Annotated in this window: 21 protein-coding genes and 2 tRNA genes; 20 read left to right on the plus strand and 3 right to left on the minus strand. The window is 72.6% G+C overall.

Annotated elements, in window-relative coordinates:
- Nucleotides 1–11: 11 nt before the first annotated feature.
- Complete coding sequence (gene pepN, locus Q1V71_RS15620) at nucleotides 12–2567, minus strand: aminopeptidase N (RefSeq protein ID WP_300644947.1); 2556 nt, start codon at nucleotides 2565–2567, stop codon at nucleotides 12–14.
- 178 nt (nucleotides 2568–2745) lie between these two features.
- Here pepN and Q1V71_RS15625 point away from each other — a divergent pair, with 178 nt between their 5' ends.
- Nucleotides 2746–4425 carry a CHAP domain-containing protein gene (locus Q1V71_RS15625; protein WP_300644949.1) on the plus strand — a complete coding sequence of 560 codons (1680 nt, stop codon included), beginning with the start codon at nucleotides 2746–2748 and terminating at the stop codon, nucleotides 4423–4425.
- Between the two features lie 29 nt (nucleotides 4426–4454).
- Nucleotides 4455–5054 (plus strand): DsbA family protein, encoded by a 600-nt coding sequence (locus tag Q1V71_RS15630; protein WP_300644951.1) that lies wholly within the window; start codon nucleotides 4455–4457, stop codon nucleotides 5052–5054.
- A gap of 25 nt (nucleotides 5055–5079) precedes the next feature.
- Here the strand turns inward: Q1V71_RS15630 and Q1V71_RS15635 are convergent, their stop codons facing one another.
- A complete protein-coding gene (locus Q1V71_RS15635; protein WP_300644953.1) occupies nucleotides 5080–6279 on the minus strand; it encodes a DUF2254 domain-containing protein in 1200 nt (399 codons plus the stop codon).
- A 124-nt stretch (nucleotides 6280–6403) separates the two neighbouring features.
- On the opposite strand from Q1V71_RS15635, the gene Q1V71_RS15640 reads away from it, so the two are divergent.
- Nucleotides 6404–7588 (plus strand): N-acetylmuramoyl-L-alanine amidase, encoded by a 1185-nt coding sequence (locus Q1V71_RS15640; RefSeq protein WP_300644955.1) that lies wholly within the window; start codon nucleotides 6404–6406, stop codon nucleotides 7586–7588.
- Between the two features lie 4 nt (nucleotides 7589–7592).
- Here Q1V71_RS15640 and Q1V71_RS15645 read toward each other — a convergent pair whose 3' ends face one another.
- Nucleotides 7593–8303, minus strand: coding sequence for a GPP34 family phosphoprotein (locus Q1V71_RS15645; protein ID WP_300644957.1), 711 nt, complete (start codon nucleotides 8301–8303; stop codon nucleotides 7593–7595).
- Nucleotides 8304–8367: 64 nt separating this feature from the next.
- Between Q1V71_RS15645 and metG the strand changes: the two genes are divergently transcribed.
- The 17 genes from metG to Q1V71_RS15730 form a co-directional block, all read left to right on the plus strand.
- Entirely contained in the window at nucleotides 8368–10167 is a 1800-nt protein-coding gene (metG, locus tag Q1V71_RS15650) for a methionine--tRNA ligase (protein ID WP_300644960.1), read from the plus strand.
- 157 nt (nucleotides 10168–10324) lie between these two features.
- Entirely contained in the window at nucleotides 10325–10819 is a 495-nt protein-coding gene (locus Q1V71_RS15655; RefSeq protein WP_300644962.1) for a sigma-70 family RNA polymerase sigma factor, read from the plus strand.
- The gene (locus tag Q1V71_RS15660) at nucleotides 10816–11964 is read left to right on the plus strand and encodes a hypothetical protein (RefSeq protein ID WP_300644964.1); all 1149 of its coding nucleotides are present in this window, start codon (nucleotides 10816–10818) and stop codon (nucleotides 11962–11964) included. The genes Q1V71_RS15655 and Q1V71_RS15660 overlap by 4 nt, the downstream gene beginning before the upstream one ends.
- 22 nt (nucleotides 11965–11986) lie before the next feature.
- Entirely contained in the window at nucleotides 11987–12556 is a 570-nt protein-coding gene (locus tag Q1V71_RS15665) for a hypothetical protein (RefSeq protein ID WP_300644966.1), read from the plus strand.
- An 11-nt stretch (nucleotides 12557–12567) separates the two neighbouring features.
- Nucleotides 12568–13461: an alpha/beta hydrolase gene (locus tag Q1V71_RS15670; protein ID WP_300644968.1), complete on the plus strand. Its 894-nt coding sequence runs from the start codon at nucleotides 12568–12570 to the stop codon at nucleotides 13459–13461.
- Between the two features lie 50 nt (nucleotides 13462–13511).
- Entirely contained in the window at nucleotides 13512–14021 is a 510-nt protein-coding gene (locus Q1V71_RS15675) for a ribose-5-phosphate isomerase (RefSeq protein ID WP_300644970.1), read from the plus strand.
- 8 nt (nucleotides 14022–14029) lie between these two features.
- A complete protein-coding gene (locus tag Q1V71_RS15680) occupies nucleotides 14030–14905 on the plus strand; it encodes a DNA-formamidopyrimidine glycosylase family protein (protein WP_300644972.1) in 876 nt (291 codons plus the stop codon).
- Nucleotides 14902–16029: a PP2C family protein-serine/threonine phosphatase gene (locus Q1V71_RS15685; RefSeq protein WP_300644973.1), complete on the plus strand. Its 1128-nt coding sequence runs from the start codon at nucleotides 14902–14904 to the stop codon at nucleotides 16027–16029. The genes Q1V71_RS15680 and Q1V71_RS15685 overlap by 4 nt, the downstream gene beginning before the upstream one ends.
- 132 nt (nucleotides 16030–16161) lie before the next feature.
- Nucleotides 16162–16235 (plus strand) — tRNA-Gly (locus Q1V71_RS15690).
- Nucleotides 16236–16279: 44 nt separating this feature from the next.
- Nucleotides 16280–16352, plus strand: a tRNA-Pro gene (locus Q1V71_RS15695).
- 91 nt (nucleotides 16353–16443) lie between these two features.
- The gene (tig, locus tag Q1V71_RS15700) at nucleotides 16444–17883 is read left to right on the plus strand and encodes a trigger factor (RefSeq protein WP_300644975.1); all 1440 of its coding nucleotides are present in this window, start codon (nucleotides 16444–16446) and stop codon (nucleotides 17881–17883) included.
- Nucleotides 17884–18017: 134 nt separating this feature from the next.
- Entirely contained in the window at nucleotides 18018–19190 is a 1173-nt protein-coding gene (locus Q1V71_RS15705) for a triacylglycerol lipase (protein WP_300644976.1), read from the plus strand.
- Nucleotides 19191–19348: 158 nt separating this feature from the next.
- Nucleotides 19349–20002, plus strand: coding sequence for a ClpP family protease (locus Q1V71_RS15710; RefSeq protein ID WP_300644978.1), 654 nt, complete (start codon nucleotides 19349–19351; stop codon nucleotides 20000–20002).
- Nucleotides 20003–20018: 16 nt separating this feature from the next.
- Nucleotides 20019–20624, plus strand: coding sequence for an ATP-dependent Clp protease proteolytic subunit (locus Q1V71_RS15715; RefSeq protein WP_300644980.1), 606 nt, complete (start codon nucleotides 20019–20021; stop codon nucleotides 20622–20624).
- 250 nt (nucleotides 20625–20874) lie between these two features.
- Nucleotides 20875–22158 (plus strand): ATP-dependent Clp protease ATP-binding subunit ClpX, encoded by a 1284-nt coding sequence (gene clpX / locus Q1V71_RS15720; protein WP_300644982.1) that lies wholly within the window; start codon nucleotides 20875–20877, stop codon nucleotides 22156–22158.
- A 229-nt stretch (nucleotides 22159–22387) separates the two neighbouring features.
- Nucleotides 22388–23134, plus strand: a complete 747-nt coding sequence (locus Q1V71_RS15725) for a hypothetical protein (RefSeq protein WP_300644983.1) — start codon at nucleotides 22388–22390, stop codon at nucleotides 23132–23134.
- A 118-nt stretch (nucleotides 23135–23252) separates the two neighbouring features.
- The coding region (locus Q1V71_RS15730; RefSeq protein WP_300644984.1) for a hypothetical protein at nucleotides 23253–24008 on the plus strand (756 nt) is incomplete at its 3' end.

Raw genomic sequence — 24008 nt, forward strand, 5'->3', positions numbered from 1 at the left:
TCGGCGGTGGGTCAGCGGGCGGCGTCGCAGGCCTGGGCGGCCAGGGCCCGCTCGACGTCGGCCAGGTTCTCCTGCACGTAGCGCTTGGCCGGGGCCGGCGCCTCGCTGGTGTCCAGCCACTCGCGCACCCGGGTGACGAGCGCGTCCGAGGCCAGGGTCACCGGGAAGATGTAGTCCAGGACAGCGGAGGCGCGGTGGGTGCCGAGGCTCTCCCAGACGGTCTCCGCTGCCGAGAGGTACTCCTCGACGTACGGCGCCAGCAGCTCCTCCTGACCGGCCCGGGGGAAGGCGAGCGTGATCGAGCGCGCGGTCTCGTTGGGTGTGGAGGAGTCGAGCACCGCGAGCCGCCACGCCTCGTGCTTGGCCTCGGCGTCGGGCTGGGCGGCCCGGGCCGCGGCCGCGTGCTCCTGGCCGGAGATGGTGGTGTCGGTGCCGAGCTCGTCCTCGATCCGCGAGCCGGCGCGACCGGCGGCGGCGAGCGAGGTGATAAGGCTCCAGCGCAGGTCCTGGTCGACGGCGAGGCCCTCGAGGACCTCGGTGCCGTCGAGCAGGCCGGCCACCCAGGTGAGCGCCTCCTCGGAGCGGGCGGCCCCGGCGTACGCGCGGACGAAGGTGAGCTGCTGGTCCGAGCCGGCCTCGGCGGCCAGCGCCAGCTCGCGCAGCCCCTGCTCCCAGCGGGTGCGCAGCGCGTCACGGTGCTCCGGCGCGGAGTAGAGAGTGGCGGCCGTGGCGGCGGTCGCGGGGATCCGTGAGACGCCCCAGGCGTCGGTCTCCTGGCCGATGTTGGCCAGCACCAGCTCGACGTAGTCGGTCGCCGGCATCTCCGCATCGCGGGTCATGTCCCACGCCGCGCCCCACACCAGCGCGCGGGCCAGGGAGTCGTCGAGGCGCGAGAGGCCCTCGATGGCGGTGGCGCGCGAGCGCTCGTCGAGGCGGATCTTGGCGTAGGTCAGGTCCGCGTCGTTGAGCAGCAGCAGGTCGGGCTGGGTCTCGCCGACGAGCTCGGCGATCTCGGTCAGCTCGCCCTCGACGTCGGTCTCGACGTAGCGGGTGCGGACCAGCGAGGTGCGCGCGTCGTTCCAGGAGTAGCAGCCGATCCCGATGCGGTGGCGGCGCAGCGTCGGCCAGTCCGGGTGCGCGGTCTGGCGCACGGCCAGCCGCTCGTAGGTCCCGTCGGTGGCGAGCGAGAACTCCGGGGCCAGGGTGTTGACGCCCGCGGTCTGCAGCCACTCCTGGGCCCACGAGGTGAGCTCGCGGCCCGAGGCCTTCTCGAGCGCAGCCAGCAGGTCGGTGAACTCGGAGTTTCCGAAGGCGAAGTCCTTGAAGTACTGCCGGATGCCGGCGATGAAGTCCTCGATGCCGACCCAGGCCACCAGCTGCTTGAGCACCGAGGCGCCCTTGGCGTAGGTGATCATGTCGAAGTTGACCTCGACCGCGTGCAGGTCGTGGTTGTCCGCCGCGATCGGGTGCGTCGAGGGCATCTGGTCCTGACGGTAGCCGGTCTGCTTGCGCGCGTTGGCGAAGCCGGTCCAGGCGTCGGTGTACTCGGTGGCCTCGACCTCGGCGTGGTAGCAGGCCCACTCGGCGAAGGACTCGTTGAGCCAGAGGTCGTCCCACCACTTCATGGTCACGAGGTCGCCGAACCACATGTGCGCCATCTCGTGCAGGATCACCGAGGCGCGGAACTCGTAGAACGAGCGCGGCTGGCGGGAGCGGGGGAGGTACTCGTCGCGCAGCGTCACGGCGCCGGCGTTCTCCATCGCGCCCATGTTGTACTCCGGCACGTAGAGCTGGTCGTACTTGCCGAACGGGTAGGGGAAGTCGAAGAGCTCCTCGAAGAACTCGAAGCCCTGGCGGGTCAGTGCGACGATCTCGGCGCGGTCGCGCTCGAGGTACTCCACCAGCGACTGGCGGCAGTAGTGGCCCAGCGGGATGGTGCCGTGCTTGCCCTCGTAGGTGTCCTGCACCTCGTGGTACTCACCGGCGATGAGCGCGGTGATGTAGGTCGACATCTTCTCGGTGGGCTCGAAGGCAAACAGCGCCTTGCCCTCGCCCAGCGGCTGCGGCTCGGGGGAGGGGGCGTTGGCGACGACCTTCCAGTCCTCGGGCGCGACGACGCGGAAGGTGAAGACCGACTTCAGGTCCGGCTGCTCGAAGGTGGTGAAGACGCGGCGGGCGTCGGGCACCTCGAACTGGCTGTAGAGGTAGACCCGGCCGTCGACGGGGTCCACGAAGCGGTGCAGGCCCTCACCGGTGTGGGAGTACGTGCAGTCGGCGCGGACGACGAGGGTGTTCTCGGCCTGCAGTCCCTCGAGGGTGATCCGGCTGTCGGCGTACGCCGTGGTCGGGTCGATGCTCTCTCCGTTGAGAGTGATCTCGTGCACCGTCGCGCCGACGAGGTCGGCGAAGGTGCTCGCGCCGGGCTCCCGGCAGGAGAACTCGAGGGTGGTCGTGGAGGCGAAGGTCTTCTCGCCCGTCGTGAGGTCCAGGTCGATGGTGTACGACGTGACGTCGAGGAGGGCGGCGCGGGTGGCCGCCTCGTCCCGCGTGAGGTTGGTTCCAGGCATGCCGCCGATCATGTCACCGCCTGTCGAGCGCCTTTCGGGGGGAGCGGGACCCATGGGTGACGGCGCCGCACCTGCGCCACGGGAGGGGCACGAGTGGTCCGGGTGACAGGTGGGACCAATGTGAAAATTTGGTCTCGATCGGCGTGTCGGTGCTTGACATGCGGTTTACTCGCCCCTCGTGACCAGGATCCGCAGGCTCGTCGGGGCTCTCGCCGCAGCACTTCTCGTGCTCGCCGGTCTCCTGGTCGTCCCCTCGCCCGTCGCCACTGCGGCCCAGACCGAGCTCTGCTCGGGCTACGCCGGGTGCGCGGAGAAGGGCTACGGCAACCGCGGGTACCGCGCCGAGAGCGACCGCATGTGGTGGCGGATGTACACCGGCCACAACTGCACCAACTACGTCGCCTTCCGGATGGTGCAGAGCGGCATGTCGCCCGAGCGACCCTGGGAGGGCAGCGGCAACGCCTCGAACTGGGGCCACGCGATGTCGCGCATCACCGACGACGTCCCGATGGTCGGCTCCGTGGCGTGGTGGGACAGCAACCAGGGCTACGCCGGCTCGAACGGCCACGTCGCCTACGTCGAGCGGGTGGTCTCCCCACGCGAGATCATCGTGTCCGAGGACTTCTGGGGCGGCGACTTCCACTGGCGCCGCATCACCAAGGGCGACTCCTACTGGCCCAACGGGTTCATCCACTTCAACGACAAGGCCGTGGAGCCGGTCGAGAAGCCGACCATCACCGGCGAGGCCGCCGTCGGCGAGACCCTCACCGCCACCACGGGCGAGTGGACCCCTGCGGCCAGGCGTCGGATCCAGTGGTACGCCGCCGGCAAGCCGATCCCCGGCGCCACCGAGGCCACGTTCACCCCCAGCCCGGCCCAGCGTCGGATGCGCCTGAGCGTCGAGGTCCTCGCCACGCGCAAGGGGTACGCCGAGGGGCGGGCCAGCTCGCCGCGCAGCCCGAAGGTGCAGCCGGGCACCCTGACGGCCGTCGCCCAGCCGCGGGTCGAGGGGACCCCGCGCGTCGAGGAGGTGCTCACCCTCGACCGGGGCGCGACCTCCCCGGCCGCCGACCGCACCACAGTGCGTTGGCTGGCCGACGGCGAGCCGGTCCGTGGCGCCGAGGGCGACCGGTTGCGCCTGACCCCCGACCTGGTCGGCGCGCGGATCACCGCCGAGGTGGTCTCGCTCCGCGAGGGCTACCACGACCTCGTCACGACTGCCGAGGCCAGCGGTCGGGTGGAGCCGGGCCGGATCCGCACCGACCGGGACTGGTCCCTCAGCGGGACGCCCGCCCGGGGCGAGCGGCTCGTGGTCGACCCGGGCCGCGTGGTCAGCCCCAGCGACGCTGCGGTCACCTACACCTGGCTGCGCGACGGCGAGCCGATCGGTCGCCCGCAGCCGGCCGAGGACGGTGCGAAGGTCCTGCGCCACCGTCTCACCTCCGAGGACGTCGGCCGCGTGGTCGGCGTGCGGGTCGAGGTCAGCCGCTCAGGATACGAGACCCTCACCCGCGTCTTGGAGGCCGAGCGCCGCACGACGACGACGTCGCGCACCGAGGTCGCGGCCCGTGCCCTGGTCGAGGACGTCGGCACCAAGCGGAAGCCGGACGTGCAGCGGCGCGTGGTCGTCGACGTGACAGTCGAGGCCCCGGGCGTCGAGGGTCCCTCGGGTCCCGTGGTGGTCCGTCTCGACGGCCGCGAGGTCGAGGGCCGGCTCGAGGGCGGGGTGCTGCGGCTGGTGCTGCGCGACGTCAGCCCCGGCAAGCACGTCGTGCGCGTGCAGTACCTCGGCACCGAGGTCGTCGAGGGCTCGCGGTCGAGCACCACCGTCCGGGTGGCCAAGCGTCCGGCGGAATAGTCCGCGCCCTCCGGGCGCTGGAGCCGGTCATGGACAAGGCTGACTTCTGGTTCGACCCGCTCTGCCCGTTCGCCTGGATCACCTCGCGCTGGATCCTCGAGGTCGAGAAGGTCCGCGACGTCGAGGTGTCCTGGCACCAGATGTCCCTGGCCTACCTCAACCAGGACAAGGACATCCCCGACTCCTACCGCGAGATGCTCAAGGACGCCTGGGGTCCCGTGCGGGTCGTCCGCGCCGCCATCGAGCAGGGTGGCCAGGAGATCGTGCTGCCGCTCTACACGGCGATGGGGACGCGCATCCACGACGACGGTCGCGGAGCCACCAAGGAGGTCGCCGCCGAGGCGCTCGCCGAGGTCGGCCTCGACGCCGGCCTGATCGACGCCTGGGACGACTCCTCCTACGACGCCGCCATCGCCGAGTCCCACCACCGCGGGATGGACCAGGTCGGTGACGACGTGGGGACGCCGACCATCGCGGTCAACGGCACCGCCTTCTTCGGCCCGGTGCTCACCTCGATCCCGCGCGGCGAGGAGGCCGGCAAGGTCTGGGACGGCGCGGTCCTGCTCGCGGGCTACCCGTACTTCTTCGAGCTCAAGCGCTCGCGGACGGCCGAGCTCAACTTCAGCTGAATTCGGCCGACCGGGCCGCCGCGCCTCAGCCGAGCCCCACGCGGTGCTCGTCGAGCGCGGCGGCCCGCAGGTCGTCCATGATCGCCGCGAGCCGCTCGCGCACCCGTCGGTGGTCCTCGCCCCAGTGGGCGATGTCGGCCAGCGCCAGCTCCACGACCTCCGCGAGGGTCGGCTGGCGCAGGACGAGCCGCACCGTCCCCTCGTCGTCGGACCGCACCGGCCAGGTCGCCGGTGCGGTGACCATGCGGCGCAGCAGGTCGTGCAGCTGGTCGAGCACCTGCACGGCCGTCGTCGGGTCGTTGATCCCCGGGGACAGGGCGCGCTCGGCGATGTCGACCAGTCGGCGGATGCCGTAGCCCAGGTCCTGGTCCATGGTGCGCTCCCCGACCTGGGAGACCAGCGCCAGCACGGCCTCCTCCGAGGGCGTGTCCGCCCCGGGCAGCTCGTGCACCGCCAGCAGGGGGGACCCATGGGCGACGAACGCCCCGAGCGGCTGCAGCAGCTCGATCCGCACACCGTGCCGGCTCGCGACGCGCACGAGCGCGGCCGTGTCGAGGGCGTCCACGTAGCCGCTGCGGGGCGCCGCGAGGACCCGGACGCCCTGCGGCTCCTCGAGGACCGGGGGCGTCGTGGGCCACTGCGAGCACTGCCCGTCGGCGAGCAGGTCGCGGGACTGCTGGGCCGTGTTCTGGAGGATCCGTGCCACCCCGATCGAGGTGGCGATGTGGTGGATGTAGGCGAGGAACATCCCCACCGCCCCGAGGACGAGGAGGAAGGCGAGCGAGATCGCCAGCCCCGGCTGCTCCTGGCCGTCCCGCACCGCCCGCAGCACGACGAGGGCGTAGACGAAGGAGGCGGCGAAGAGTCCCAACGTGTGCTGGGTCGTCCGGTCGCCGAGGAAGGCCTGGAGGACGCGGGGGCTGTACTGGCTGCTGGCCAGCTGCAGCACCACCATGGTGATGGAGAAGACCAGGCCGGTCACCGAGATCATGGCGCCGGCGATGGTGGACAGCATCGTGCGCGCGCCCTCGGCGCCCCCCTCGAAGACCAGCGAGGAGCCCGGCAGCCACGAGGACTCGGCGCTCGGGAGCACGAGCCCGACCGCGACGGCGAGCAGGCACCACGTCGCGGGGACGACCCAGAAGGGGCGCAGGAGGTGTCCGGCGCGACGCGCGAGCGAGGACTGCTCGGCGCGCACGGGCAGGGGGATGACCGTCGGCTGCATGCCCGGACTCTGCCGTACCCGGGTCGGCGGCGGGTGCGCACGGGTCCGTCGGGCCGCCTCCGCTGGCGCGACGGGGCCGAGACGGGTGGTGACAGTGTGGCCCGAGTGGCGCATGATGTCCGAGATGCAGCCACGGACTCGGGTCCCGAGGGCGCCCCTGGGGCGGCGCCTGCTCCTGCGCGCCACCGCGGGGCTGGGCGCGGTCGCCGCGCCGCTGACCGCCACGGTGACCGGTCGTCCGGGCACCACCCTCCCCGCGTCGTACGCCGCCGGCGGCTGGCGCCTGGGCGAGACCGCCCTCGCGGGGTCGCTGCGGCGTGAGCGCCCGGGCCGCTGGTCGACGGGGCGTCGGCGCACGGAGCCGTTCCGGATGGTGGCGCTCACCTGGCGCGGCGACCTGGACGCCACCCTGCGGGTGCGCACGAGGACCCGGGGCGACTGGTCGCCGTGGCACGTGCTGCGCCCCATGGAGGACGGCCCGGACCCCGACGTGCCCGAGGGCACCCTCGACCGCCGGGGCGTGCACCCGCTGTGGGTCGGTCGCAGCGAGGGGGTCGAGGTGCTCGTCACCGGCGAGCGCCGCCCCGACGCGCTGCGGCTGGTCCTCATCGACCCGGGCCGCCTCGACTCCGACGACTCCGACACGCCCTCCCTGCCCCAGCAGCGCCCCGGCAGCAGTCGGGGAGGGAAGCGGCGCCGTGCGCCCCGACCCGCCCTGCGCAGCCGCCGTGACTGGGGTGCCGACGAGTCCCTGCGCGACGGCAAGCCGGTCATGTGCCGCACCATCCAGCAGGTCCACGTGCACCACACCGCCTCGGGCAACGACTACTCCCGCTCCGAGGTGCCGGGGCTGATCCGCGGCTTCTACCGCTACCACACCCAGTCGCTGGGCTGGTCTGACCTCGGCTACAACTTCCTCGTCGACCGCTTCGGCCGCACCTGGGTGGGGCGCGCAGGCGGGCCCGGCCGGCCGGTGCGCGGCGCGCACACGCTCGGGTTCAACCACACCTCGGTCGGCGTCGCGGTCATCGGCAACTTCGAGGGCCGCCGCGTCCCGGACCGGGTGGTCACGGCCCTCGTGCGGCTCGCGGCGTGGAAGCTCGACGCCTACGGCCGGCGACCCCGTGGGAAGGCACGCGTCTACAGCAAGGGCAGCGACCTGCACCCCACCGGCTGGGTGCGGCTGAAGGTCATCGACGGCCACCGCGACACCAACCAGACCGCCTGCCCGGGCCAGGAGCTGCAGGAGCGGCTGCCGGAGATCCGCCGGCGCGCGCACTTCCACGTCAAGCGGGCGCGGCGCCGCTGAGCCCTCAGGAGCTGCCGTCGCCGCTGCTTCCCGCCACGACACCGGCGGTCACCGCCGTCGTCGCGGCCCGGACGGCGTCGCGCACGGCCTTCGCGACCCACTCGCCCTCGTCCATGTCCGCCACCAGCTGCTTCGCGCGCTTGCGGACCTCCCGGCCGCCGAGACCCTCGCCCGGCACGACCTTGTGCACCTGGTCCACGGCCGAGAGCAGCGCGACCAGGGCGACCGTGCGCGGGTCGGGGCTGAACCCGCGGAGGAGGACGTCGGCCAGGCGTCGGCGTACCTCGTCCTCGTGCCGGGAGTCCTCGGCCGGCCACCGGGCGCTGGGGAAGAGCCCGAGGACCCTGTGGTCCTCACGACGCAGGACGCCGCGGGCGACCAGCCGGTCGGTCAGCCGGGCCTTGAGCGGCTTGCCGAGCCGGGTCGCGAGGTCCTGGGCCGTGCGCGGCTTCTCGGCGACGACGTCGTGGGCATCGGCCAGCACCGGGTCCGCGGGCCGCTGTCCGGGGACCGGCCGGACCCGCGCGGTCTGCCAGAAGGCCTGCTTCTCCTCGACCTCGACCGCTCCCAGCAGCGCCAGCTCGGCCAGGACCGCCCCGCCGAGCAACGGCTGGAGGTTCGTCTGGCGCAGGGTGCCGACGTCGTCGTCGAGCAGGAGCAGCAGGAGGTCCTCGGCGAGCAGCAGCGGCGGCGCGGCGGGAGTGGGCTCGGTCATGCCGCGACTCTTCCCCGACCCCGCGCGGACTAACGGGGCGCAGAGGGCTCCTAGGATCAGCACCATGAGCAGAGTCCTGTCAGCCGTCGCCTGGCCGTACGCCAACGGCCCGCGCCACATCGGCCACGTGGCCGGTTTCGGCGTGCCCTCCGACGTCTTCAGCCGCTACATGCGGATGGCCGGCCACGACGTGCTCATGGTCTCCGGCACCGACGAGCACGGCACGCCGATCCTCGTCACGGCCGACAAGGAGGGCAAGACCGCCCGCGAGCTGGCCGACGAGTCCAACCGGGTCATCGTGGAGGACCTCCACGGGCTGGGGCTCTCCTACGACCTGTTCACCCGCACCACGACCGGCAACCACTACCGCGTGGTGCAGGAGATGTTCCGCACCTGCCTGCGCAACGGCTACATGGTCGAGCAGACCTCGCTGTCGGCGATCAGCCCCTCGACCGGACGCACCCTGCCCGACCGCTACATCGAGGGCACCTGCCCGATCTGCAAGTACGCCGACGCGCGGGGCGACCAGTGCGACAACTGCGGCAACCAGCTCGACCCCACCGACCTGGTCGACCCGCGCTCGAAGATCAACGGCGAGACCCCGCAGTTCGTCGAGACCCAGCACTGGTTCCTCGACCTGCCCGCCGTCGCCGACGCGCTGGGGGAGTGGCTCGACGGTCGCGAGGCGTCGGGCACGTGGCGCCCCAACGTCATCAAGTTCTCCCAGAACATCCTCGAGGAGATCCGCCCGCGCGCGATGACGCGCGACATCGACTGGGGCATCCCGGTCCCGGGCTGGGAGGACCAGCCGACCAAGCGCCTCTACGTCTGGTTCGACGCGGTCATCGGCTACCTCTCAGCCTCGATCGAGTGGGCCCGGCGGCTCGGCGAACCGGAGAAGTGGCGCGAGTGGTGGACCGACGCCGAGGCCGAGTCCTTCTACTTCATGGGCAAGGACAACATCGTCTTCCATTCCCAGATCTGGCCCGCCGAGCTGCTCGCCCACAACGGCGCGGGCTCCCGCGGCGGCGAGCCGGGGGCGTACGGCGTGCTCAACCTGCCCACCGAGGTCGTCTCGTCGGAGTTCCTCACCTTCGGCGACGCCCAGTTCTCGACCAGCCGCGGTCACGTGATCTACGTCCGCGACATGCTCGAGCGCTACGGCCCCGACCCGCTGCGCTACTTCATCTGCGCGGCCGGGCCCGAGACCTCCGACGCCGCCTTCACCTGGGCCGACTTCGTCACCCGCAACAACTCCGAGCTGGTGGCCGGCTGGGGCAACCTGGTCAACCGCACCGCCACGATGGTCGCGAAGAGCTTCGGGGAGATCCCGGCGGCCGGTCCGCTCGAGGAGGTCGACGAGGCGGTGCTGGCCACCGTCCGCGGCGGCTTCGAGTCGGTCGGCTCGCTCGTGGAGCGGCACCGCCTGCGTGCCGCGATCGCCGAGGCGATGCGGGTCGTCGGCGAGGTGAACAAGTACCTCACCGTCACGGAGCCCTACAAGATGAAGGACGAGTCGCAGCGCGAGCGGCTCGCCACCGTGCTGCACGTCGCGCTGCAGTGCGTGAGCGACTGCAACACCCTGCTCGCGCCGTTCCTCCCGCACGCCGCCAACAAGGTGCACGCCGTGCTCGGTGGCGAGGGGGAGCTGTTCCCGATGCCGCGCATCGAGCAGGTCGACGAGCTCGAGCCCGACAGCGGCGCCGGCCTGACGTCGTACCCCGTCATCACCGGCGACTACTCCGCCACCCCGCGCTGGGAGCCGCGCCCGGTCGTCGTCGGCACCCCCATCGCCAAGCCGACCCCGGTGTTCACCAAGCTCGACCCGTCGGTGGTCGAGGAGGAGCTCGCCCGGCTGTCCTGAGCGCGCATCGTCGGGGCAAGGTTCATCGGACGGCCGATGAACCTTGCCCTGGGACGATGAAGTTTCAGCGTCCCAGGGCAAGGTCTGACGGCCGGCCGACGAAACTGCGGACTCTGCGCAACGGACGGCCCGGGCCGCGCGTGAGCATGATGTGACGGTGACCGGCGAGCGCTCGGGAGACGCGACCGCGCCTGACTTCGAGTCCTGGGCGGCAGCGCGAGGGCCCGCGCTCGTGCGCTACGCCCACCTGGTGACCGGTGGCAGTCCGGACGCTCCCGACCTGGCCCAGGACGCGCTCGCCCAGGTCTGGGCCCGGTGGGGGCGGCTGGAGGGGGACGCGGAGGCGTACGCGCGCCGGTGCGTCACGAACGGGTCGGTGTCGCGCTGGCGCAGGGTGCGTCGGCTCAGGTCGGTGGCCGAGGTCGAGGAGGCCGCCGGCCCGGACCCGACCAGGGCCGTCGACGACGCCGACCATGCCTGGGCACTGCTCGCCACGCTGAGCCCGGTGCAGCGGGGCGCGGTCGTGCTGCGCTTCTACGAGGAGCGGTCGTACGCCGAGATCGGCTCGATCCTCGACGTGCCCGAGGCCACCGCCCGCTCGCACGTCCACCGCGCGCTGCGGGCCTTGCGCACCAGGCTGGAGGAGTCATGAGCGACGAGATCGAGGACGGCCGGGCCGCGCAGGCCTTCCGTGCGGCCCTGACCCGCGCGGCGGACGAGGCACCGGACGTGGCCCGGCCGACCCGACCCGCCCCGCGGCGCGGGCGCTGGGTCGCGGCGGGGGCCGCGCTCGCCGTGGCGGCCTCCGCGGTCGTGGCGCTCGCCCTGGCGGACCGCGGCGGGGCGCCGGGCGACGGCGCCCTCGACCCGGCCGGGGAGCCCCCGGCCGTCGCCGACGGCTGGCGCGGCGTCACCTTCCGCGACGTCACGGTGCAGGTGCCGGAGGAGTGGGGCGACGGCTACGCGCCGCGCGCCGACTGGTGCATCGGCGAGCCGGACCCCGACGCCGGGCCCTACGTGGACGTCGGGAACGCCGGCTTCACGGCGGCGATCGGCTGCCTCCAGCAGCCGCCGGTGCCGCCGGGCTTCGGTCCCGCCCCGGAGGAGCAGTGGGTCCCGCACCTGCGGTTCGTGGACCTGACCCGCGACGACGGCGACGAGGTGGTCGACGGCACCACCGCGCACGGCGGCTGGACCCTGCGCGTCCGCACGATCGGCGACGTCCAGGTGCGCCTGCTCAGCGACGCCTCGACCGAGGACGTCGCCGGCGAGATCATGGCCAGCGCGATGACGGGCGACCTCGGCGCGCTCGGCTGCGACACGACGTCACCTGCGCAGGAGCAGCCCCGCGAGGGCGAGCCCGTGGTGCCCGCCGAGGGGGACCTGGGGGCCGTGGACCCCGACGAGGTGCAGGGCCTCCTGGTCTGCCAGTACGACCGCGTCGGCGACGACGTCCCCGGCCTGCGCGCCGAGCGGCTGGCCGGCGCCGCGGCGGCGCGGGCCTGGCTGGGTGCGGTCCGGGAGGCGCCGCGCACCGGGGGGCCTGACCAGCCGCAGAACTGCATGGAGCCGTGGGAGAGCACCATGACGCTCGCGGTGCACCCGCTCGACGTGGACGGGTCGCGCCTGGCGACGGCGTACGTCGCCTACGACGCCTGCGCCGGCAACGGCGTGCGCGATGCGAGCACCACCTGGGAGCTCACCCGCGACGACTGCGCGGCGCTCTTCGACGGGCGGGTGCGGTTCTGGAGCGGCAACGGGGAGGCGGCCGAGCGCTGCCTGCCCGCGCGGGACTGACCGCTCGGCTACCTTGCACCGCATGACCGCCGAGATGTACCTGCCCCGCTTCTACGTCCGCCAGAAGTTCGCGATGACCACCAACCGCTACGAGATCATCGCGGCCAACCCCGACGGCTCCGAGGGGCCGCTCATGGCGGTGGCGCAGCAGAAGCGGCTGGCGTTCAAGGAGGAGGTCACCTTCTACACCGACGACTCCAAGAGCCGGGCGGTCTTCAGCTTCAAGGCCCGCAAGAAGCTCGACCTCAACGCCGGCTACGACATCTTCGACGAGCAGCGCAACCAGATCGGGTTCTTCAAGAAGGACTTCGGGGCCAGCCTGCTGCGCTCCACGTACCACGTGGAGGGGCCGGGCTTCACCGGCACCGGCCAGGAGCGCAGCTTCGGCGTCGCGCTGCTGCGCCGCTTCATGGACATCCCGTTCCTCACGATCCACTTCGACTTCACCTCCGCCGAGGGCGGGCTGCTGATGAGCTCGGAGCGGCAGTTCAAGCTGCGCGACCGCTACACCGTGGACGTGCCCGACCAGCGCGTCGACTTCCGGGTCGCGGCGGCCCTCGCCGTCGGGCTCGACGCGCTCATGCAGCGCTGAGCGGGGGCGCAGTGGTGCTCCACCCCCAGGCCCGGGCGGCCGTCGAGTCGGCGGCGGACGAGCCGCGGGTCTTCGACCCGGGGTTCGACGTCGAGGCGTCCCGCCGGGCCGCGCGGGAGGCAGCCGCCGCCGAGCCGCGCGAGGACGTCGCGGAGGTGCGCGACCTCCAGGCGGACGGCGTACCCGTCCGCGTCCACCGCCCCACCGGCGCGCAGCCGGGCGTCGTCGTGCACCTGCACGGGGGCGGCTTCGTGTTCCACGACAACGACGTCCACGACGCGCTGGCGCGGCGGCTCGCCAACCGCAGCGGCCACGCGGTCGTGAGCGTGGACTACCGGCGCCCGCCGGAGCACCGCTTCCCCGCGGCGCCGGACGACGTGAGCACGGTCCTGGCCTGGCTCGAGCGCGAGGGCGAGCGGCACGGCCTCGCGGGTCCCGTGGCCGCGCACGGCGACTCCGCCGGCGGCAACCTCGCCCTCGTCGCGGCGCTGCGCCACCCCGGCCGGCTGCGGGCGGTCGCGCTGCTCTACCCCTTCCTCGACCCGACGATGGGCTTCGACTCCTACCGCACCGCCGCCGACGGCTTCGACCCGCGCGAGGCGGAGTGGTACTGGCAGCAGTACGCCGCCACGCCCGCCGACCTCGAGCACCCCGACCTCGCGCCGTTGCGCAGCGACCGGCTCGCGACCCTGCCGCCAACGCTGGTCACCACCGCCGAGCACGACCCGCTGCGCGACGAGGGCGAGCACCTGGTGCAGCTGCTGGCCGAGGCCGGCGTGGAGGTCACCGGCACCCGCTACCTGGGCCAGGTGCACGGGTTCTACCGCCACCCGACCGTCTTCGACGCCGCCGAGCCGATGCTGCTGGCCGCCGCCGCGTTCCTGGCGTCACACCTGCGCGCCTGAGGCGGTCACCGGTTCCGGGGGCGTCCCCGGGATCTGCCACCATCTGACCCATGCGCGTCCACCTGGGCTCCGACCACGCCGGCCTCGACCTGAAGAACCACCTGCTCGCGTGGCTCACCGAGCACGGCTACGAGCCGGTCGACCACGGCCCCTTCGTCTACGACGCCCTCGACGACTACCCCGTCTTCTGCCTGCGCGCCGCGGAGGGCGTGGCGAAGGCCCGCGCGGCCGGCGGGGACGACCTCGGCGTCGTCATCGGCGGCTCCGGCAACGGCGAGCAGATGGCCGCCAACAAGGTGGAGGGCATCCGCTGCGCCCTGGTGTGGAGCGAGGAGACCGCCAAGCTCGCCCGCGACCACAACGACGCGCAGGTGGTCTCGGTCGGCGGCCGGATGCACAGCCTCGAGGACATGACCCGCTTCGTCGAGGTCTTCCTGGCCGAGCCGTTCAGCGGCGACGAGCGGCACGTGCGCCGCATCGGCCAGCTCGACCACTACGACCGCACCGGCGAGCTGCCGCCGCTCCCGGAGTCAGCCCAGGGCCTCGGCCCCGACGCCTGACGTGACCGATGCCTGAGGGGCACACCCTCCACCGGCTCGCCGGCCAGCTGCAGGAGACCTTCGCGGGACGCGTCGTCCGCGCGAGCAGCCCGCAGGGCCGCTTCGCCGAGGCCGCGGCCCTGCTCGACGGCGAGGTGCTCACCGGGGCCGAGGCCTGGGGAAAGCACCTGTTCGTCGCCTTCCCGGGCGACCGCCACGTCCACGTCCACCTCGGCCTGTACGGCGTGTTCTCGGTGCACCCGGCCGTCGACACGGTCCCCGAGCCGGTCGGCCAGGTGCGCCTGCGGCTGGTCGCCGACCCGTCCGACGACCCGGACGACCGCCCGGCGGCGTACGCCGACCTGCGCGGCGCGACCGCCTGCGAGCTCCTCACCGCGGACCAGCGCGACGCGGTGGTGGCCCGGCAGGGCCCGGACCCGCTGCGCGCCGACGCGGACCCCGACCGCGCGTGGGAGCGGATCCGGGGCAGCCGGGCGCCGATCGGCGGGCTGCTGATGGACCAGACAGTGCTCGCGGGCGTCGGCAACGTCTACCGCGCGGAGCTGCTCTTCCGGCACCGGATCGACCCGCAGCGCCCCGGGCGCACCCTGCGGGTGGGCCAGTGGCGGGCGATGTGGGACGACCTCGTGGTGCTCATGGCCGAGGGGGTGCGGACCGGTCGGATCGACACTGTCCGACCCGAGCACACGCCCGAGGCGATGGGTCGTCCGCCGCGACGCGACGACCACGGCGGGGAGGTGTACGTCTACCGGCGCCACGGCCAGCCGTGCCTGGTCTGCGGCGCGTCGGTGCGCACCACGGAGCTCCAGCAGCGCAACCTCTTCTGGTGTCCCCGCTGCCAACCCCGATTCCGCTCGCGCGCGAGCGCCGGAGCCCTAGGATGAGCGGCAGCCGAGAGGACCGCGACATGAGCGTGGGCACCGAGCCCCCTTCTCCGGTCCGCGGTGCCGCGGCCCGGCGCTACCGCGCGCCCAAGACGCGCAGCCGGTTCATGGACCAGCGCCCGGTCGTGCTGCTGGGCGCTGTCGCGGTCGTGGTGGTCATCGGCGTCGGCATCGCGCCGGAGTGGACCCCGTTCACCGCGCTGATGATCCCGCTGCTGGTCGGCAGCCTCGTGCTCAACCCACGGCAGCTGCCGTGGTTCGTGGTCTCGATCCTCGGACTGGTCACGGTGGCGCTGCTGCTGCAGCCGGTCATCACCCCGCGTGTGGCCGGTGCCGCCGCGGTGCAGTTCGTCATGTGCGTGATCGTGCTGGTCACCGCCTTCCGGCGCACGCGGCTGGGCGTCGCGGGCTTCACCGGGGAGTCGATGTTCGTCGACCTGCGCGACCGGCTGCTGCGCCAGGGCCGGATCCCCGACCTGCCGCCGGACTGGCACCTGGAGTCGGCGCTGGTCTCGGCCTCGGGCACCCGGTTCGCGGGCGACTTCGTCGTGGCGACGTACCTCGAGGACGACGCGCGCCTGGAGCTGGTCGTCGTCGACGTCTCCGGCAAGGGCGACCAGGCCGGCACCCGGGCGCTGCAGCTCTCGGGCGCCTTCGGCGGGATGCTCGGCTCGGTCGCGCCGCAGATGTTCCTGGCCTCGGCCAACGACTACCTCCTGCGCCAGGACTGGGCCGAGGGCTTCGCCACCGCCATCCACCTCGCGCTGTGGGTCGACACGGGGGAGTTCGAGATCCGCTCCGCCGGTCACCCGCCCGCGGTCCTGCGTGCCGCCGGGTCGGGGCGCTGGACGGTGCTGGAGAGCTCCGGCGCCGTGCTTGGGCTGCTGCCGTACGCCGAGTTCACCACCGCCCGCGGCCAGCTGCGGCCCGGCGACGCACTCATGCTCTACACCGACGGGATGGTCGAGGAGCCGCAGCGCGACCTCGACCTGGGCCTGGACCGGATGCTGGGTCAGGCCGAGGGGCTGCTCCGCGCTGGGGTCGTGGGATCGGCCGAGCGGCTGGTCGAGGCGCTGGGCTCGCGCGACGACGACCGGGCGATGGTGGTCGTCCACCGGAAGTAGCGGGCCACGGCACTGCCCCGTTTGGGGAGCCGCGGACCGCCTGTGGCAGGATTCCCGGGTCCAGGGGCCCTGCTGTCGCGCGGCCTCCGTCACCACGGTGCGGGGGTCCACGGGGGCGGAGCCCCCGTGCGTGCGGATGTAGCTCAATGGTAGAGCCCCAGTCTTCCAAACTGGCTACGCGGGTTCGATTCCCGTCATCCGCTCCAAGGGGATCCGCAGGGCCGTTCGCGACCCGGTGGAGCCCGCTTGGCGGGGCGTAGCGTAGTGGCTAGCGCGCCTGCTTTGGGAGCAGGAGATCGCAGGTTCGAGTCCTGTCGCCCCGACCGTCCAGGACGACCCGCACCACCCCCGGCAGCACCCGAGCCGCCACCCGCACCAGCACGAGCACGAACCGATCACCCTGAGGAGAAACCTGTGAAGAGCGCCGTCGAGACCTTGAGCCCGACCCGGGCCAAGCTGACCATCGAGGTGCCCTTCGAGGAGCTCAAGCCGAGCCTCGACGCGGCGTACAAGTCCATCGCCCAGCAGATCAACGTCCCTGGCTTCCGCCGCGGCAAGGTCCCGCCGATGGTCATCGACAAGCAGGTCGGCCGCGGCGCGGTCCTCGACCAGGCCATCAACGACGTGCTCCCCAAGAAGTACGTCGAGGCGCTGCGCGAGAGCGGCCTGGAGCCGCTGGCCCAGCCCGAGGTCGAGGTCACCAAGCTCGAGGACAACGACGTGCTGGAGTTCACCGCCGAGGTGGACGTCAAGCCGACCATCGAGCTGCCCGAGTACGACGGCCTCGAAGCCTCCGTCGAGGACCTCGAGGTCACCGACGAGGACGTCGAGGAGCAGGTCACCGCCCTGCGCCAGCGCTTCGGCACCCTCAAGGACGTCGAGCGCGCGGCCGCCGACGGCGACTTCGTGGTCATCGACCTGAAGGCGATGAAGGACGGCGAGGTCCTCGACGGCGCCGAGATCACCGGCACCTCCTACCAGGTCGGCCGTGGCGGCATGATCGACGGGCTCGACGAGGCCCTGGTCGGCATGTCCGCCGAGGAGGAGAAGACCTTCGCCAGCCAGCTCGTGGGCGGCGACCTCGTGGGCCAGGACGTCGAGGTGCACGTCAAGGTCACCCAGGTCCAGGAGCAGGAGCTCCCCGAGCTCGACGACGAGTTCGCCCAGCTGGCCTCGGAGTTCGACACCGCCGAGGAGCTCGTCGCGGACGTGCGCGTGCGCCTGGGCAACGGCAAGCGCCTCGAGCAGGCCGCCGCCGCCCGCGACGCGGTGCTGGAGGCCCTGCTGGAGAAGGTCACCATCCCGCTGCCGGAGACGCTGGTCACCGACGAGCTCAACGCCCGCCGCCAGAACATCGAGCAGCAGCTCGCGATGGCCGGCATCACCATGGCGAAGTACCTCGAGGACGAGGAGCAGACCCAGGAGGAGTTCGAGGCCGACCTCGAGCGCCGGGTCCGCGACGCGGTCGCCGCGCAGTTCCTCCTCGACGAGATCGCCAAGAAGGAGGAGCTCGGCGTCGACCAGGCCGAGCTCTCCCAGCACCTGGTGCGCCGCGCCCAGCAGTCCGGCCAGGACCCGCAGTCCTTCGCCAACCACATGTTCGAGCACAACCACATCCCCGACCTGGTGCAGGAGATCCTGCGCGGCAAGGCGCTCGCGACCATCGTCGAGTCCGCCGTGGTCAAGGACGCCTCGGGCAACGTGGTCGAGCTCAAGGGCCTCCAGCCCGACGGCACGATCATGGACGTGACCGAGGAGGAGGCGGCCGAGGAGGCCGCCACCGAGGAGCCCACCGCCGAGGCCGGCGACGAGGCGGCCGCGGAGTCCGGCGACGAGGAGAAGTCCGAGGCCTGAGCCTCCCGCGCCCCACGGCGTACGACGTCAGCACCTGCGGCCCGCCCGGACTCGTTCCGGGCGGGCCGCGGTGCGTCCCGGCCGACCCTCGGCTTCGAGTGCACACCCGTGCACCCAACGGGTACCATCCTCCGGTGACCACCGCACCCGGCCCCACCGTCCTCGACGCCGCCTCGCTGCTCTGCGAGGTCGCCGACGAGCTCGTCGTCAAGACCGTCCGCGACACCCACACCGCCTGGGTCGACCGGGTCCACGGCCTGGGTCGACGTGCGACCGGCGCCACGGGCGCCTCGCTCCCCGAGCGGGTCCACCGCGGCATCGCCGACGCGGTGTACGCCGGGCTCGGGGGCGGCCTCCGCCTCGCCTCGACCGGCCTCGACCGCGCGGCCGCGACCGGTGTCGGTCCGCGGCTGGAAGACTCCCGTGAGGGCCGCTTCGTCTCGTCCGCGGTCAACGGGCTGATCGGTGACCGGCTGCTGCGGGAGCGGCCGCAGATGGCGATCCCGATGGGGCTGCGCCTCGACGGCCGGGACGTCACGCCGGAGCCGGCCTCGCTCGCAGCCGCCTACCCGGAGGCCACCGGCCACCTGGTCGTCTTCCTCCACGGCCTGTGCGAGAACGAGTCCTACTGGTGGCGCCGCCGCGAGACCGCGGGCCCGACGTACGCCGAGGCGCTGGCCGAGCGCGGGTGGACCCCGCTCCTGCTGCGCGCCAACACCGGTCTGCCGCTGCGGGAGAACGGCGCCGCGCTGACCGGTCTGCTGCAGCAGGTCGTGGAGCACTGGCCGGTGCCGGTCACGCGGATCGCGCTGGTCGGGCACTCCCTGGGCGGGTTGGTGATGCGGGCGGCCGGTGCGGTCGCCGCTCAGGTGCAGGAGCCGTGGACCGCGAAGGTGTCCGACGTCGTCACCCTGGGCACGCCGCACCTCGGTGCCCCCATCGCCTGGGGGATCGGCCACGGGAGCCGCGGCCTGGGGCTGCTCCCGGAGACCGCCGCCTTCGGTCGGCTCCTGGACTGGCGCTCCCAGGGCGTCCACGACCTCGTGGCGGGGCTGGCCGAGGACGTCCCGCCGCTGCCGCACGCCCGCTACCGGCTGGTCTCGGCCACGCTCACCGCCTCCGAGCGGCACCCGGTCGGGAACGTGGTCGGCGACCTGCTGGTGCGGCCGCGCTCGGCGTACGGCCGCGACCGGCGGGGGCGCACGCTCTTCCCCGACGCCGAGGTCCTGCACGTGGGTCGCACCGACCACTTCGGGCTGCTCAACCACCCCGACGTGCACGCCGCCCTCGAGCGCTGGCTGGCCTGACGCGCGTCCGTCGGTGCCGGCCGTCACGCCACGCCGTCACACTCCGTCGTCCACCACGTGTGCGGCCGCCGGGGGAGCGGCCGCGGGGAAATCCGCTGTCGGCGAACAGGACCCGGTTGTCCGTGGAAGTGTCCGCCGCACGGGCTAGTGTCGCTGACGTGAACTCGAACCCCGCTTCCGCCGACCGCGGCGCCGAGCACCTGCCCACCATGGGCGGCGCCGCGTCCCTGGGCGTCCTCGACGACCACATCTACCAGCGACTGCTGCGCGAGCGCATCGTGTTCCTCGGCTCCGAGGTGCGCGACCAGAACGCCAACGCGATCTGCGCCCAGCTCCTGCTGCTGTCCGCGGAGGACCCCGAGGCCGACATCTTCCTGCACATCAACAGCCCCGGCGGCTCGGTCGACGCCGGCATGGCGATCTACGACACGATGAACTACATCCCCAACGACGTCGCGACCGTGGGCATGGGCCTGGCCGCCTCGATGGGCCAGTTCCTCCTCTGTGCCGGCGCCAAGGGCAAGCGCTACGCCCTGCCGCACGCGCGGATCATGATGCACCAGCCCTCCTCGGGCATGGGTGGCTCCGCCTCCGACATCAAGATCCAGGCCCAGCAGTCGCTGCACATCAAGAAGGTGCTGCTCGAGCTCATCTCCGAGCACACCGGCCAGAGCGTCGAGCAGGTCACCGCCGACGCCGACCGCGACCGCTGGTTCACCGCCGACCAGGCGCTGGAGTACGGCCTGGTCGACAAGGTCATCCGCAGCGCCCGCGAGGCCGCCGACGAGGGCCGTCCGGCCCACACCAAGTGACGAGAGGCTCCGAGCGATGAACTACTACATCCCCCAGTGGGAGGAGCGGACGTCGTACGGCATCCGCCGCATCGACCCCTACGCCAAGCTCTTCGAGGAGCGCATCATCTACCTCGGGACGCCGATCTCCGACGACGTCGCGAACGCCGTGATCGCCCAGCTGCTGTGCCTGCAGTCGATGAACCCCGACCAGGAGATCAGCATCTACATCAACAGCCCCGGTGGCTCCTTCACCGCGCTGACCGCGATCTACGACACCATCAACTTCATCAAGCCCGACGTCCGCACCGTGTGCCTGGGGCAGGCGGCCTCCGCTGCCGCGATCCTGCTCGCCGCCGGCACGCCCGGCAAGCGGATGGGTCTGCCCAACAGCCGCGTGCTGATCCACCAGCCCTACACCGAGGGCACCTTCGGCCAGACCTCCGACATCGAGATCCAGGCCAACGAGATCATCCGCATGCGCGAGCTGCTGGAGAAGATGATCAGCGACCACACCGGCAGGCCGATCGAGGAGGTCAGCCGCGACATCGAGCGCGACAAGATCCTCACGGCCGCCCAGGCGGTGGAGTACGGCCTCATCGACTCGGTGCTGGAGTCCCTCAAGACCCCGGCACTCGCGTGAGCCGCACCTCAGGATGACCGGCCCGGGGCCGATCTGACGACGAGTGCTCGTGTCCCCACCTCCCTGGGGGGTGGGGAGGGGTACCGTCAGAAGATCGGCCCGGACGGCGGGCCGGTGGCCGGACCGAGCGCCGACAGCGCACCGGGACGCCCCCCAGCAGGACCAGCAGCACCCACTCAGCACGACAGCTCGAAGCAAGCAGGAGACGCCCCGGCCACCTCGGCCGGGACGCACAGGGAGGATGACCGCGGTGGCACGGATCGGTGACGGCGGCGACCTGTTGAAGTGCTCGTTCTGCGGCAAGTCGCAGAAGCAGGTCAAGAAGCTCATCGCCGGTCCCGGCGTCTACATCTGCGACGAGTGCATCGACCTGTGCAACGAGATCATCGAGGAGGAGCTGAGCGAGGGCGCCGAGGTCAGCCTCGACGAGCTCCCCAAGCCCCGCGAGATCTTCGAGTTCCTCAACTCCTACGTCATTGGGCAGGAGCAGGCGAAGAAGTCGCTCGCCGTGGCGGTCTACAACCACTACAAGCGCGTCCAGGCGGGGCTGCAGCCGGTCAGCGGCAAGCACTCCAAGGACGAGCAGGTCGAGGTCGCCAAGTCCAACATCCTGGTCATCGGCCCCACCGGCTGCGGCAAGACCTACCTCGCCCAGACCCTGGCGCGCATGCTCAACGTCCCGTTTGCCATCGCCGACGCGACCGCGCTGACCGAGGCCGGCTACGTCGGTGAGGACGTCGAGAACATCCTGCTCAAGCTGATCCAGGCCGCCGACTACGACGTCAAGAAGGCCGAGACCGGCATCATCTACATCGACGAGATCGACAAGGTGGCCCGCAAGGCGGAGAACCCCTCGATCACCCGCGACGTCTCCGGCGAGGGCGTGCAGCAGGCGCTGCTGAAGATCATCGAGGGCACGACCGCCTCGGTCCCCCCGCAGGGCGGGCGCAAGCACCCGCACCAGGAGTTCATCCAGATCGACACCACCAACATCCTGTTCGTGGTGGGCGGTGCCTTCGCCGGGCTCGAGCACATCATCGAGCAGCGCGTGGGCAAGAAGACCCTCGGCTTCACCGCCGAGGTCCACTCGCAGGCAGACCACTCCGAGGACGACCTGCTCGCGCAGGTGCGGCCCGAGGACCTGACCAAGTTCGGCCTGATCCCCGAGTTCATCGGGCGCCTGCCGCTCATCGCGAGCGTCTCCAAGCTCGACCGGCCGGCGCTGGTGCAGATCCTCACCGAGCCGCGCAACGCGCTGGTCAAGCAGTACCAGAAGCTCTTCGAGCTCGACGGCGTCGAGCTGGAGTTCACCAGTGAGGCCATCGACGCCATCGCCGACAAGGCGATGGAGCGCGGCACGGGCGCGCGTGGGCTCCGCGCGATCATCGAGGAGGTGTTGCTGCAGGTGATGTACGACGTCCCCTCGCGCGGCGACGTCTCGAAGGTGGTCGTGACCGGGGCTGCGGTGGCCGGTGACGAGCCGCCGCAGCTGGTCCCGCGCGAGACCGAGGCCAAGAAGCGGAAGTCGGCCTGACCTGCTCCGGCCTGACCTGCTCGGGCCTGACCTGCTCCGGCCGGGCCGTGGGCAGGGCGCCCGCTCGTAGGGGCGCGCACCCCGGCGCATAGCCCGGGTGGGTCACGTCGCATGACCCATCTGGGTCATTCTGTGGTCTGACCAGGTCAACCTGTCGCTGGCGTTTCCTCGTGAGGACTCTCGCGGGGGAGAATCTCCTGGAGTCACTCGGGACCAAGGGAGCGCAAGCATGGAGGAGAAGCCGACCAGGCTGCTCACCGAGCTGCGCGCGCCCGAGCACCGACGCTCGCTGCTGGCCTTCAGCCTCGTGGCCATCGTCTGCTCCCTGGTGGTCGCTACCGGCATCCGTCTGGACACGGTCGGCGGCGTGCTGAACCCGCTGCCCTCCCTGGTCTTCACCCTCGGCCAGGACCTGATCCTCGAGGAGGAGCCCGCGCTGCGAGCCGTCCAGGCCGGCAGCGAGCTCGAGCCCGAGGACTCGGTCACCCCTGCTCCGACCACGCAGCCGGAGGCCAGCCCCGCTCCCGTCGCGCCCGCCACCGGCGCGCCGGCCTCCTCGGGACCCCGCGAGGGGCGCGGTTCTGCCGCCCCGGCACAGGGCAAGGGTCCCGGCGGTGACCAGGGCAAGGGCGGCGCGAAGGGCAAGGGCAAGGACCGTGGGGGCAACGGCGGAGGCACCGGTCCGGCCAACGGCAACGGCAACGGTGCGGCGAACGGCAACGGTGCGGCGAACGGCAACGGCAACGGTGCGGCGAACGGCAACGGTGCGGCGAACGGCAACGGTCGCAAACCTGGGAAGGGCAGCGCCGGGCCGGACAAGATCTCTGTCTCCGGCGGAGCCGGAGCGGGCGGTCCCGGCAAGGCGGCCAGCCAGGGCAAGGGGCGCGAGCAGGCTCCTGGACAGGTGAAGAAGAAGGACCGCCCTGGTACCCCGCCTGGTCACGCGAAGGGCAAGGGCGGGCCGAAGCGCCGCTGACGGCTGCTCAGGGCATGCCATCTGTCTAGTCCACTCCCGGACCTGAGCCCGCTAAGTGGGTACCCAGCCCCGGGACGGGGGAGGATGCCCGCGTTGGTCTCGGCACGTGGGGGCGTGGATGATGAAGGACGAGCCGTCGGGGCTCTTGTCGGAGCTACGACAGGCCGAGCACCGGCCGTCCCTGCTGGCCTTCGTGCTGGTGACCGTGGCGGCCTCGCTCGTGGTCGCCACCGGCATCCGCGTCGACGGTGTCGGGAGCGTCCTCAACCCGCTCCCGCGCTGGCTCTTCGCCATCGGCGCCGACCTGGCGGATGACGAGGACGAACTGCCGCTGCGCGCAGTCCAGGCCGGCCGCTCGCTACGCCCCGAGGCCCGCCTCCCCGTTCCTCCGCGGACGCCGGTGGTGTCGCGCGGACACGTCCCCGTGCCGCTGGCCCCACCGTCGCCGGTCGGTGCCGGTGCGAGCGCCGGTGGTCCGTCCGGCCGCCCCGGGGGAGGCGACGCCGGAGCGGGGGGCGGCCCGGGATCGTCCGGGCCGGGCGGCGGTGCCGGCGTCGGGTCGGACGGTGCGTCGGGGCCGGGCGGTGGACAGCCCGAGCAACCCGGGCCGGGCGGTGGACAGCCCGAGCAGCCCGGGCCGGGCGGCGGACAGCCCGAGCAGCCCGGGCCGGGCGGCGGACAGCCCGAGCAGCCCGAGCAGCCAGGGCAGCCAGGTCAGCCGGGGGGTAACGGGAACGGCAATGCCGGCGGGAACGGGAACGGCAACGCGGGCGGGAACGGCAACGGCAATGCCGGCGGGAACGGCAACGGCAACGCGGGCGGGAACGGCAACGGCAACGCGGGCGGGAACGGCAACGGCAACGCGGGCGGGAAC

It is taken from the genome of Nocardioides sp., assembly GCF_030149505.1.
Classification (GTDB): Bacteria; Actinomycetota; Actinomycetes; order Propionibacteriales; family Nocardioidaceae; genus Nocardioides.

Coding starts and splice junctions, on each gene's coding strand:
- Q1V71_RS15680 (WP_300644972.1), top strand. CDS start 14,030: ATGCCTGAGGGGCACACCCTCCACCGGCTCGCCGGCCAGCTGCAGGAG.
- Q1V71_RS15635 (WP_300644953.1), bottom strand. CDS start 6,279: ATGCAGCCGACGGTCATCCCCCTGCCCGTGCGCGCCGAGCAGTCCTCG.
- Q1V71_RS15640 (WP_300644955.1), top strand. CDS start 6,404: ATGCAGCCACGGACTCGGGTCCCGAGGGCGCCCCTGGGGCGGCGCCTG.
- Q1V71_RS15660 (WP_300644964.1), top strand. CDS start 10,816: ATGAGCGACGAGATCGAGGACGGCCGGGCCGCGCAGGCCTTCCGTGCG.
- Q1V71_RS15665 (WP_300644966.1), top strand. CDS start 11,987: ATGACCGCCGAGATGTACCTGCCCCGCTTCTACGTCCGCCAGAAGTTC.
- Q1V71_RS15675 (WP_300644970.1), top strand. CDS start 13,512: ATGCGCGTCCACCTGGGCTCCGACCACGCCGGCCTCGACCTGAAGAAC.
- Q1V71_RS15715 (WP_300644980.1), top strand. CDS start 20,019: ATGAACTACTACATCCCCCAGTGGGAGGAGCGGACGTCGTACGGCATC.
- Q1V71_RS15725 (WP_300644983.1), top strand. CDS start 22,388: ATGGAGGAGAAGCCGACCAGGCTGCTCACCGAGCTGCGCGCGCCCGAG.
- Q1V71_RS15645 (WP_300644957.1), bottom strand. CDS start 8,303: ATGACCGAGCCCACTCCCGCCGCGCCGCCGCTGCTGCTCGCCGAGGAC.
- Q1V71_RS15630 (WP_300644951.1), top strand. CDS start 4,455: ATGGACAAGGCTGACTTCTGGTTCGACCCGCTCTGCCCGTTCGCCTGG.
- metG (WP_300644960.1), top strand. CDS start 8,368: ATGAGCAGAGTCCTGTCAGCCGTCGCCTGGCCGTACGCCAACGGCCCG.
- pepN (WP_300644947.1), bottom strand. CDS start 2,567: ATGCCTGGAACCAACCTCACGCGGGACGAGGCGGCCACCCGCGCCGCC.
- Q1V71_RS15685 (WP_300644973.1), top strand. CDS start 14,902: ATGAGCGGCAGCCGAGAGGACCGCGACATGAGCGTGGGCACCGAGCCC.